The organism is Bradyrhizobium sp. 1 (assembly GCF_023073315.1).
In the GTDB taxonomy this organism is placed as follows: domain Bacteria; phylum Pseudomonadota; class Alphaproteobacteria; order Rhizobiales; family Xanthobacteraceae; genus Bradyrhizobium.
The window spans coordinates 34,056-46,468 of the sequence record NZ_JADPJH010000026.1 but is presented as its reverse complement, the minus strand read 5'-3'; the positions used below and the strand labels follow the sequence as shown (position 1 = coordinate 46,468).

Here is a 12,413-nt window from a genome sequence, read left to right as displayed (position 1 = left end):
TCCCGAAGAACCACGTGGATGGGAACCCGAGCCCCGCATTTTTTTGGGACCGCCTTTGCGTTCACGATCTGGACTCTTACCGCTGGAGTCACGGTGGGGGTATTGTCGTTTGATTCGCGCGTGACGGGGGTCGTCGCGCGTAAATCTGTGCGGTCTTGGGGCAACTATGTCAGGCGTGATCGTGTCGATGCGTCGGACGCTGTTGTCGTGCACCTCGTTGGCGCGCAACGGCCTGCTGGGCGGCGCTCTCGCAGCGCTGCTGCCGGCTGCGCCGGCTGAAGCCGCCGACTTCCTCGACACACTCTCGATCATGCTGGACTTCAACCGGCAGGAACTCGCGGTGCTGGCCACCGCGCTCTCCTTGCTTGGCTTCTCGGTCGTCGCCGCGATCCTGTTGATGCGCACGCGCGTGGGCAAGGCGAAGACCGAGGCGCGGTTGCGCGCGCGCATCGGGGAACTGCAGCTTCAGGCCGACCGCTACGGCGCGCTGCTGTTCGCCGAGCCGCAGATCCTGATCTCGTGGCCGGCCGGCGACGACCGCGCGCAGATTTCCGGCGACATCGCGATGGTGCTGCCGCGCGATCCCACGCCGCAACGCGTGCTCGCATTCGGAACCTGGCTGCCACCGGAACCCGCGCTGCAGATGGACCACGCCGTCGATGCGCTGCGCGACCGCGGCGATGGCTTCCAGCTCACGCTGACTACCGCCAACGGTCGCACGCTGGAAGCGCTCGGCCGCGCCATCGGCGGCCAAGCCATTGTCCGGATTCGCGAACTCTCAGGCCTGCGCCGCGATCTGGCCGAAACCAATCTTCGCTACAAGGCGCTCTCCGATGAAACCGAGATGCTGCGCGGCTTCGCCAGCGCTGCGCCGTGGCCGATCTGGGCCAAGGGCGAGAACGGCGCGCTGACTTTCGCCAATCCGGCCTATGTGCGCGCGACCGAAGCCAACAGCGTCACCGACGCCCAGGAACGCAAGCTCGAGCTGCTCGACAGCGCCGACCGCACCGCGATGGAGCGGGGGCTGAAGGATGCCGCCAATTTCACCTCGCGGCTGCCGATCGTGATCGGCGGCGAGCGGCGCATCTATGACGTGCGCGCCGTCAATGTCGGCAGCGGCAGTGTCGGCGTTGCCATCGACGCCAGCGAAGCCGACGGGCTGAGCTCAGCGCTGGTGCGGATGGCGGAAGCCCATCGCCGCACGCTCAACCAGCTCTCCTCGGGCGTCGCCGTGTTCGACGGCCATCGCCGGCTCGCCTTCTATAACGATTCCTACCGGCGGCTGTGGGACCTCGACCGCACCTTCCTCGACGCCAATCCCGACGATTCCAACGTGCTCGACCAGCTCCGCGCGGCGCGCAAGCTGCCGGAGCAGCCGGATTTCCGCGCCTGGAAAGTAAAACTGCACGAGGCCTATCGCGCGGTCGAGGCCGCCAAGGACACCTGGTATCTGCCCGACGGCCGCGCGCTCTCCGTCGTCACCACGCCGAACCCGGAAGGCGGCGTCACCTATCTGTTCGACGACGTCACCGAGAGCCTCGAGCTGGCCCGCCGCTTCGACCGCATGATCCGTGTCCAGCGCGAGACGCTGGACAGCCTCGCCGAGGGCGTCGCGGTGTTCGGCAGCAATGGCAAGGCGCAGCTGTTCAATCCGGCTTTCGTGCGGATGTGGAAGCTCTCCAGCGACGCCATGCGCGACGAGCCGCATATCCAGACCGTCGAAGGCTGGTGCCATCAGCTGTTCGACGATCCCGCGGTCTGGCGCCAGATCCGCGAGGCCGTCACCTCGATCGAGAGCCGCGCCGACGTGCCGCTCAAGCTGGAGCGCAAGGACGGCAGCGTGCTCGACGGCATGATCCGGCCGCTGCCCGACGGCGCCACCATGCTGACGTTCCAGGACATCACCGACACCGAGAACGTCGAGCGCGCGCTGCGCGAACGCAACGAGGCGCTGGAGACCGCCGACCAGATGAAGGTGGATTTCGTCCACCACGTCTCCTACGAGCTGCGCTCGCCGCTCACCACCATCATCGGCTTCGCCCATTTCCTCAGCGATCCATCGACCGGGCCACTGACGCCGAAACAGGCCGAATATCTCGACTACGTCACCAAATCGACCAATGCGCTGCTGGCGCTGACCAACAACATCCTCGATCTCGCCACCATCGACGCCGGCGCGATGAAGCTGGAACTCGGCTCGGTCGACGTCAGCAAGACCATCGAGCTCGCCGCCGAGGGCATCCAGGACCGGCTCGCCACCGACCGCATCCGCCTCAAGGTCGAGATCGCGCCGGATATCGGCAACTTCGTCGGCGACGAGAAGCGCGTGGTGCAGGTGCTCTATAACCTCCTCGCCAACGCCGTCGGGTTTTCTCCACAGGATTCCACCGTCGGCATCAGCGCGCGCCGCACCGAGCGCAGCGTGGTCTTCACTGTGACAGATTCCGGGCCTGGGATACCTGCCGATATGAAGGACAAGGTGTTCAACTGGTTCGAAAGCCGCTCGCAGGGCTCGCGCCACCGCGGCGCCGGGCTCGGCCTGTCGCTGGTGCGCTCCTTCGTCGAGCTGCATGGCGGCAAGGTGCGGGTGGATTCGATCGTCGGCCGGGGCACGGTCGTGATCTGCGACTTCCCGACCGACCAGGCGGCGCATCGCGACGCCGCCGAATGATCGCGCCCACCACATTCTCCGTCGCGCTTCACAACGAGACGGCGACTGCGCAATTGATGGCCGACCTCGCGCTGCTGGTCGGCCCCGGCGATGTCATCACGCTCACCGGCGATCTCGGCGCGGGCAAGACTGCCGCGGCGCGCGCGATGATTCGCTACCTCGCCGGCGACGACGAACTCGAAGTGCCGAGCCCGACCTTCACCCTGGTGCAGGGCTACGAGCTGCCGCCGTTTCCGGTGATGCATGCCGATCTCTACCGCGTCGAGGACGAGAGTGAGCTCGAGGAGATCGGGCTGTCGCCGCTGCCCGATGCCACGCTGGTCCTGATCGAATGGCCGGAGCGTGCGCCATCGGCGATGCCTGGGGATCGCATCGACATCGTCCTGACGCACCGGCCGGCGCTGGGCTCGAATGCGCGCGCCGCCGACATCACCGGTTACGGCAAGGCCGCCGCCATCGTCGCACGGCTGAAGGCGCTGCGCGAATTCCTTGACGCATCCGGCTATATGGATTCAACGCGCAAGCGCATGGCCGGCGATGCCTCGACGCGCTCCTATGCGAGATTGGTGCGCGACGACGAGATCGTCATCCTCATGAACTCTCCGCAGCGCCCCGACGGCGCCGCGATGTACAGCGGAAAATCCTATAGCGCCGCGGTGCATCTGGCCGAAAACGTCAGACCGTTCGTCGCGATCGATGAAGGCCTGCGTGCGCAAGGAATCTCCGCGCCCGCGATCCACCATGTCGATCTCGACCACGGCTTCCTGATCAGCGAGGACTTCGGCATCGAGGGCGTGGTCGAGGGCGATCCGCCGCGACCGATACCCGAGCGCTACGAAGCCGCGACCGACGTGCTCGCTGTGCTGCACGGCAAGACGCTGCCGGAGACGCTGCCGCTGGACGGGCAGAGCTACGCCATTCCCGTCTTCGACATCGAGGCGATGCTGATCGAAATCGGACTGATGCCGGAATGGTATCTGCCCGATCGCAACGCGCCACTGAGCGAGGAGAAACGCGCGGAATTCTTCGCGATATGGCGTGAGCTGCTGAAGAAGCCGCTGGCCGCGCCGAAGACGTGGATCATTCGCGACTATCACTCGCCCAATTTGATCTGGCTTGGCGACCGCTCAGGCATCTCGCGCGTCGGCGTGATCGATTTCCAGGACACCGTGCTCGGGCCGAAATCCTACGACGTGGTGTCGCTGCTCCAGGACGCCCGCATCGACGTGCCCGAAAACATCGAGCTGACGCTGCTGTCGCGCTACATCAAGGCGCGGCGTGCTGACGATGCGAGCTTCGATCCGGCCGGCTTCGCCGAGCTCTACGCCATCATGTCGGCGCAGCGGAACACCCGCCTGCTCGGCACCTTCGCCCGGCTCAACCGCCGCGACGGTAAGCCGCATTATCTGCGCCACCAGCCGCGGATCTGGACCTATCTTCAGCGCTCGCTGGCGCATCCGGCGCTTGAGCATTTGCGCGACTGGTATCTCGCCAACGTCCCGCCGCCCCGATCCGGAACCTGATTTACCGGCTGTTAGCCATCGCATCGGTATCATCGCCCGCAGGTCGCCGGATAAATACGGGGCTGGAGCAAGGCAGATGGCGGTCAAGACGGACCAGCGTGGCAACAGCCGGGTTGTTTTCGAGCGCGGGATACCGGCCCAGATGATGGGTATCGACGGCACATGGCGGCGCGAATGCACCATGGAGGACGTCTCCGAGAGCGGCGCCAAGCTGACCATCGACGGTTCGGTCGAAGGCCTGCATCTGAAGGAATTCTTTCTTCTGCTGTCGTCCACCGGGTTGGCGTACCGGCGTTGCGAGCTGGCCTGGGTCAATGGCGACCAGATCGGAGTCAATTTCCTGAAGATCGGCGACAAGAAAAAGGCGCGCTCCACAACCGTTGGGGCGTGACGGCAACACCCGTCGCACAACCGTCACCGCAGGTGATTAAGGCGGTCAAGACGCGGTGCGGCTGATTGAGTCCCGTGCTAGGATTGCTGCAAACGCGAAATCAATTGGTTCGAGACAGAAGAATCTGAGAAAGCAAAGGATGTCCGTCAAGCCGACCAAAGCCATGGTGCTCGCCGCAGGGTTCGGCCTGCGCATGCGTCCGTTGACGGACAAGATGCCGAAGCCGATGGTGCCGGTCGCCGGCCAGCCGCTGCTCGACCATGTGCTCGACAAGCTCGGCCACGCCGGTGTGACCGAGGCGGTGGTCAACGTGCACTACCTGCCGGACCAGATCATCGATCACACCGCATCGCGCCAGCTTCCGCGCGTGACCATCTCCGACGAGCGCGACCAGGTGCTCGGCACCGGCGGCGGCGTGGTCAAGGCGCTGCCGCTGCTCGGCGACGCCCCGTTCTTCCACGTCAATTCCGATACGCTGTGGATCGACGGCGTGCGTTCCAATCTGGCGCGGCTTGCCGAAAACTTCGACCCCGAGCGCATGGACATCCTGCTGCTGATGGCGCCGACCGCGACCAGCATCGGCTATAGCGGCCGCGGCGATTACGGCATGCTCGCCGACGGTGCGCTGCGCAAGCGCAAGGAAAAAGAGATCGTTCCGTTCGTCTACGCGGGCGCCGCGATCCTGTCGCCGACGATCTTCGCGGACGCGCCGCAGGGCGAGTTCTCGCTGACAAAGATGTTCGACCGCGCGGGCGAGCAGGAGCGGCTGTTCGGCCTGCGCCTCGACGGCGTCTGGATGCATGTCGGCACGCCCGATGCGGTGCATGCCGCGGAAGAGGCGTTTCTGGAGAGCGTGGCGTAAGGGCACGCTGCTCGTGTCCCGGACGCGGTGCGGCACGAAGTGCCGCTCCACAGAGCCGGGACCCAGCAAGCTCACAATCCTGACGAAGCAGCATGGGCCCCGGCTCAGCAGCGCATCACTGCGTGCTGCGCCGCGTCCGGGGCACGAGAGCCGTCATGCTCGGCGAACAGCGGGGACTATCTCCCCTCCACCCATATCCATTTGACTCCGTCTCCCTATATTGGCGCCTGATCCTTCGAATCAGGCAGCCCATGCGCGTTTTCAGCGTTCCCCTCTCAGTTCCGTTCCTGCGCACGATCGTTGCGGCTCTGCTGGACGGCCGGCTGGTCGACGGATTCGAGGCGCGCAAGGAGCCGGCGCGGCTGGCGGATGCCACGCTTTATTTGCCAACCCGGCGCGCCATGCGCGTCGTTCGCGAGATCTTCCTCGACGAGATGAAGGCCGATGCCGTCGTGCTGCCGCGCATCGTCGCGCTCGGCGACATCGACGAGGACGAGCTCGCCTTCGCTGAGGAAGGCGAGCAGTTTTCCGGCGCGACGCCGCTCGACATTCCGCCGCGGCTCGGCGAGCTCGAACGGCGGCTGACGTTGGCGCAGCTCGTCGCGGCCTGGGCCAAGGGGCCGGTGCTGTCGCCGCTGGTGGTCGGCGGTCCCGCCTCGACGCTCGCGCTGGCCGGCGATCTCGCGCGCCTGATCGACGACATGGTCACGCGCGGCGTCGACTGGAGCGCGCTCGATGGCCTCGTGCCTGACATGCTCGATCGCTACTGGCAGCACTCGCTCGAATTTCTGCGCATCGCCCGCATCGCGTGGCCGGCTCATCTGGCCGAGATCAAACGGATCGAGCCCGCGGCGCGGCGCGACCTCCTGATTGCGGCGGAGGCCAAACGGCTCACCGCGCATCCCCATGGCCCCGTGATCGCGGCCGGCTCGACCGGCTCGATGCCGGCCACTGCAAAATTCCTGTATGCGGTCGCCTCGCTGCCGCATGGTGCCGTGGTGCTGCCGGGGCTCGACACCGATCTCGACGACGACGCTTGGCGGAGCATCGGCGGCGTCCGCGATTCACTCGGCAAGTTCGCGGAGCATCCGGCGTCGAACCATCCGCAATATGCCATGCACGCGCTGCTGGATCGCTTCGGCATCAAGCGCAGCGACGTCGAGATCCTCCAGCCGCCGGCCGAAGGCGGCCGCGATCTGCTCGCCTCCGAATCGATGCGGCCGTCCGCCAAGACGGAAGTCTGGCACGACCGGCTGAAGCAGCCGGATGTCGCCGCAAAGATCACCGGCGGCATGACAAATCTCGCGGTGGTCGAAGCCCCCAATCCTGAAATGGAAGCGCTTGCGATCGCCATTGCCATGCGCGAGGCGCGGCATCTCGACAAATCCGCAGCGCTGGTGACGCCCGACCGCGCACTGGCGCGGCGGGTGATGACCGCGCTCACCCGATGGGATCTCGCATTCGACGATTCCGGCGGCGACGTCCTGATGGAAACCTCCGCCGGAGTCTTCGCCCGCCTTACAGCGGAGGCGGCGACTAAAGGGTTGGAGCCACCGACGCTGCTGGCGATGCTGAAGCATCCGCTGTGCCGGCTCGGCCAGCTGCCTGGCGCGTGGAGGGCGGCGATCGAAGGTCTGGAGCTCGCGCTCCTGCGCGGGACGCGTCCGCCCGCGGGCACGGCCGGCCTGCTGCGCGAATTCAACCGCTTTCGCGACGAGCTCGCCAAGCTCGAGCGCAAGGAGGTTTCCGCGCTCCATTACGCCGAGCCGCGCGCGCGTCTCAAGGCGGAAGACCTCGAGCGCATCCAGGCGCTGATCGATACCTTGCAGAAGGCGTTGGCACCAATCGAGGGCCTCGCAGCGTCAAAGCCATTTGACTTCGCCGAGCTCGCGCACCGGCACCGCGAGATCATGATCGAGCTTTCGCGCGACGAGCAGGGCATTCCGCTCGCGTTCGAGGAACGCGAGGGTCTCGCACTCGCCGCGGCCTTCGACGATCTCCTGCGCGGCGGCACCACCAGCGGATTGATGGTGACGCTGCCCGACTATGCCGACGTCTTCCAGACCGCGTTCAATGACCGCGCGGTGCGGCGGCGCGACAAGCCGGGCGCGCAGCTCCAGATCTACGGCCCGCTGGAATCGCGCCTGATGCAGGCCGACCGCATCATCGTCGGCGGCCTGATCGAGGGCGTGTGGCCGCCGGCGCCGCGGATCGATCCCTGGCTCAGCCGGCCGATGCGGCACGAGCTCGGTCTCGATCTGCCGGAGCGCCGTATCGGCCTGTCCGCCCATGACTTCGCGCAACTGCTCGGCGGCGGCGAGGTGATCCTCACCCATTCCGCCAAGGCCGGCGGCGCGCCGGCGGTGGCGTCGCGCTTCCTGCACCGGTTAGAGGCGGTCGCGGGCGCCGATCTCTGGAAGGCGGCAACCCGCGCCGGCGAAAAATACGTACAATTCGCTGATGCGCTGGATCAGCCCGCCGAGGTCACGCCGATCAAGCAGCCCGAGCCACGGCCGCCTCGGGCGACGCGGCCGCTCAAGATGTCGGTGACCGCGATCGAGGACTGGTTGCGCGATCCCTACACGATCTACGCCAAACACATTTTGCGGCTCGACGCGCTAGATCCCGTCGACATGCCGCTGTCGGCCGCCGACCGCGGCTCGGCGATCCACGATGCGCTGGGCGAATTCACCGAGACCTATGCCGCGCGTCTACCTGACGATCCCGCCCGCGTGCTGCGCGCGATCGGCGAAAAGTATTTCTTGCCGCTGATGGAGCGACCTGAAGCGCGGGCCTTGTGGTGGCCGCGCTTCCAGCGCATCGCGCGCTGGTTCGGCGAATGGGAGACGGCGCGGCGCGGTGTGATCGAGGCGATCACCGCGGAGACCCGCGGCGAGATTTCGATCCCGCTCGACGGCACGCGCAGCTTCAAGCTGTCCGCGCGCGCCGACCGCATCGAGCGGCGCCAGGGCGGCGGCTACGCCATTCTCGACTACAAGACCGGGCAGCCGCCGACCGGCAAGCAGGTCCGCATGGGCCTGTCGCCGCAGCTCACGCTGGAAGCCGCGATCCTGCGCGAGGGCGGTTTTCCCGATATCGACGCCGGCGCATCCGTGAGCCAGCTCGTCTATGTGCGCCTGAGCGGCAACAATCCGCCCGGCGAGGAGCGCATCCTCGAACTCAAGTACAAGCAGGGCGACGAGCCGCAGCCGCCTGATACTGCCGCCGCGGAAGCGAGAGCAAAACTGGAGGTGCTGATCCGGGCCTTCGACGACGAGAACCAGCCCTACACCTCGCTGAACCTGCCGATGTGGACCAACCGCTACGGCACCTATGACGATCTCGCCCGGATCAAGGAATGGTCTGCGGCCGGCGGATTGGGGATCGAGGAATGGTGAAGTTGCCCCGCCCCATCCCTGACGAGGTCCGCGCGCGGCAGGCGCGCGCGTCCGATCCGACCGCGTCGGCGTTCGTGTCGGCCAATGCCGGCTCGGGCAAGACGCATGTGCTGGTGCAGCGCGTAATCCGCCTGTTGCTGTCGGGCGTGCCGCCGGAAAAGATCCTCTGCATCACCTTCACCAAGGCCGCCGCCGCCAACATGGCCGAGCGTGTGTTCACCACGCTTGGGCATTGGGTGACGCTGGATGATACCGGGCTCGACGCCGCGATCCGCGCGGTCGGCATCCCGCATCCCAGTGCAAAAATACGCCGCGACGCGCGAAAACTGTTCGCCTGCGCGCTGGAGACGCCGGGCGGGCTGAAGGTGCAGACCATCCACGCGCTGTGCACCCGCCTGCTCCAGCAGTTTCCGTTCGAAGCCAACGTGCCCGCGCGGTTTTCCGTGATCGACGAGCGCGACCAGACCGACATGATGGAGCGCGCCAACCTGAAGGTGCTGCTGGAGGCCGCGCGCGATCCCGAGAGTGTCACCGGCCGCGCGCTGCTGACCGCGATGGCGAGCGCCGCCGATATCACCTTCAAAGAGGTCGTGCGCGAAGCTTGTCTCAGCCGCGACCATTTCATGGCCTGGACCGATGAAGCCGGCAATGCCGCCGCCGCGGCCGAACAGATGGGAACGGTGCTGGGCGTTGACGCCGCCGACCGCATCGAGGACGTCGATGACGGCATCCTGAACGGACCACATCTGCCTAATTCGCGATGGACCGAAATCGCCGCCATTCTCGATACCAGTACCAACGCGGATCGAAAGCAGGCGGATCGACTGCGCGACGCATTGGTCCGCACCGGGCCGGAACAAGTTGACACATACCTCGGCATTTTCCTGACCGACGCCGACCGGACGCCTCGTGCCTCCATCATCACCAGCGCCCTCATCAAGAAGAATCCGTCCATCGGCGAACTGTTCGCCGCGGAAGCGCAACGCCTCGATGGATTGATCGAGAAGCGCCGCGCGGTGACCATGCGCGACCGCACCGCGGCTCTTCTGCATATCGCGACCGCAGCAGCAGCAAACTACCGCCGCGAAAAGCAGGAGCGCGGGCTGCTGGATTACGACGACCTCATCGACAAGACGCTGGCGATGCTGAACCGCGTCTCATCGGGCTGGGTGCATTACAAGCTCGACCGCGGCGTCGATCACGTGCTGATCGACGAGGCCCAGGACACCAGCCCGCGGCAATGGGACATCGTCGCCCACATCATCTCCGAATTCACGGCTGGCGAAGGCGCGCGCGAGGGACTCAACCGCACTGTCTTCGCCGTCGGCGACGAGAAGCAGTCGATCTTCTCGTTCCAGGGCGCCGACCCCCATGAATTCGATGCGCGCAAGCGCGAGCTGTATCGCAAGTTCACGGCGGCCGGGCTGAAATTCGATCCGGTCGCGTTCACCTATTCGTTCCGCTCGGGCGCTGCGATCCTGCATTCGGTCGACCACGTCTTCCGCGAGCAGGAGATCTACAAGAGCATCCATTCGGTCGAGATCGGTCATCCCCTGCACAACGCGCTCGCCGATGCGGGCCCGAGCGTGATCGAGCTTTGGGATCTGGCAGTCGCCGACGACAGGCAGGAGATCGAGGGCTGGCGCGCACCGTTCGACGGCGTTGCCGCCACCAGCCCCGAGGTCAAGCTCGCCCGCCGCATCCAGACCGAGATCAAGCGGCTGGTCGAGAGCGGCACGCTGACGGGACACGAAGGCGAGCGCCGTCCCCTGCGCTATGGCGACATGCTGATCCTGGTGCGTCGGCGCGGCAACGCGTTCGACGCCGTGATCCAGGCGCTGAAGCACGCCAACGTGCCGGTCGCCGGTGCCGACCGCCTCAAGCTCACTGAGCACATCGGCATCATCGACCTGATGAACTTAGCCGATGCGCTGCTGCTGCCGCAGGACGACCTCGCGCTTGCGGTGGCGCTGAAGAGCCCGCTGTTCGGGCTCGATGATGACGATCTGTTCCAGCTTGCCCATGGCCGCAAGGGATCGCTCCGCCGCGCGCTCGGCGAGCATGCGGCAGAAAGCGAGAGGTTTGCGGCCGTGCTGCGACGCCTCGAAGCCTGCGAGATTCGTGCACGCGAGGAAACGCCGTTCGCCTTCTACGGCTGGCTGCTCGGCGGCGACGGCGGCCGCGCGCGCATCCTGCGCCGTCTCGGCCACGAGGCCAACGACGCGCTCGACGAGTTCCTGGAGCTGGCGCTCAACTACGAACGCAAGGCGCCGGCCTCGCTGCAGGGCTTCATGGCCTGGCTGCGCTCGGCCGACACCGAGGTGAAGCGCGACATGGAGATCACGCGCGACGAGGTGCGGGTGATGACCGTGCACGGCGCCAAGGGTCTTGAAGCCTCGGTCGTGTTCATGGTCGACACCACGTCGTCGCCCGCGGACTCGCAGCGGGTCCGGCTGATCCACGTCCCGCGCGGCAATGGTGGCGAGGTCGTGGTCTGGGCCGGGCGCAAGGCGGACGATCCAAAGCCCGTCGCCGACGCGCGCCAGGCCATGATCGATGAGACCGAGGACGAATATCGCCGCCTGCTCTATGTCGCGATGACGCGCGCGGCCGACCGGCTGGTCGTCGGCGGCTGCATGCCCGGCAACATGAAGACGGTCCGCAAGCTGAGCTGGTACGATCTGGTCAATACCGGGCTCACCGGATCGGGCCTGGACAAAGAGACGATCGAGACGCCGCTCGGCAAGGTCACCCGCTTCGCCCGCCCCGAGGATGTCACGGTGCTGGGCACGCCCGCGACGTCCGTGGACCAGTCGGTCGCGTTGCCGGACTGGCTGCGGACGGCGGCGCCACGCGAGACTATCGATGATGATCTGGTGCGTCCCTCCGGGCAGTCCGCTGAGGAAGGCCGCAGCGTGCGGACTGGCGAATCGGTCCAGTCCCGCGCACTGGCGCTGCAACGCGGCACGCTGGTGCACCGTCTGCTGCAATCCCTGCCCGACATCGCCATTGAGCGCCGGCGCGAGGCCGCGCTCGGCTTCATGGCGCGCAACGCCTCGGACTGGGCGGAGGCAGATCGCGCCGCGCTGGCCGATAAGGTGCTCGCCCTGATCGCCGAGCCGCGCTTTGCGCCGGTGTTTGCCGCCGGTAGCCGGGCAGAGGTCGCCATTGTCGGCAAGCTCGATCGGCCGGGCCGCCAGCCAGCGCTGGTGTCGGGGCAGATCGACCGGCTGGTCGTTCGTCCGGACGAGGTTTTGATCGTCGATTTCAAGACCAACCAGGCGGTACCCAAAAGCGCGGCCGCGGCGCCGGCGGCCTATGTCCGGCAGCTTGCGCTCTACCGGGCGGTGCTGGCGCGGCTTTATCCCCAAAAGCCTGTCAGGGCCGTCCTGCTCTGGACCGAGGCCCTTGAATATATGGAGATTTCAGCCCCCGCGCTGGACGCGGCGCTGGCATCCCTTCATCTCAGTGTGAGCGTCCTTGACCCGGCAAGGGGCCGTTCATAGGTTGACGCCATGATCCCGGGCGCGATTCCCATGCGCGCCGATTCTCTCAACCGAACGAGGTA

At 66.6% G+C, this 12,413-nt stretch carries 6 protein-coding genes; all 6 read left to right on the top strand.

The window, feature by feature from the left end; translation table 11 throughout:
- Nucleotides 1-166 precede the first annotated feature (166 nt).
- Nucleotides 167-2,671, top strand: coding sequence for a PAS domain-containing sensor histidine kinase (locus IVB29_RS20755; protein WP_247505245.1), 2,505 nt, complete (start codon nt 167-169; stop codon nt 2,669-2,671).
- On the top strand, nt 2,668-4,194 hold the full coding sequence (tsaE, locus tag IVB29_RS20750; RefSeq protein ID WP_247505244.1) for a tRNA (adenosine(37)-N6)-threonylcarbamoyltransferase complex ATPase subunit type 1 TsaE: 1,527 nt from the start codon (nt 2,668-2,670) through the stop codon (nt 4,192-4,194). The genes IVB29_RS20755 and tsaE overlap by 4 nt, the downstream gene beginning before the upstream one ends.
- Before the next feature lie 76 nt (nt 4,195-4,270).
- A complete protein-coding gene (locus IVB29_RS20745; RefSeq protein WP_247505243.1) occupies nt 4,271-4,585 on the top strand; it encodes a PilZ domain-containing protein in 315 nt (104 codons plus the stop codon).
- A gap of 139 nt (nt 4,586-4,724) precedes the next feature.
- Nucleotides 4,725-5,447: a nucleotidyltransferase family protein gene (locus IVB29_RS20740; protein WP_247505242.1), complete on the top strand. Its 723-nt coding sequence runs from the start codon at nt 4,725-4,727 to the stop codon at nt 5,445-5,447.
- Nucleotides 5,448-5,698: 251 nt separating this feature from the next.
- Complete coding sequence (gene addB, locus IVB29_RS20735; protein WP_247505241.1) at nt 5,699-8,845, top strand: double-strand break repair protein AddB; 3,147 nt, start codon at nt 5,699-5,701, stop codon at nt 8,843-8,845.
- Entirely contained in the window at nt 8,839-12,351 is a 3,513-nt protein-coding gene (gene addA, locus IVB29_RS20730; protein WP_247505240.1) for a double-strand break repair helicase AddA, read from the top strand. Before addB ends, addA begins: the two co-directional genes overlap by 7 nt.
- The last annotated feature ends 62 nt before the right edge of the window (nt 12,352-12,413 follow it).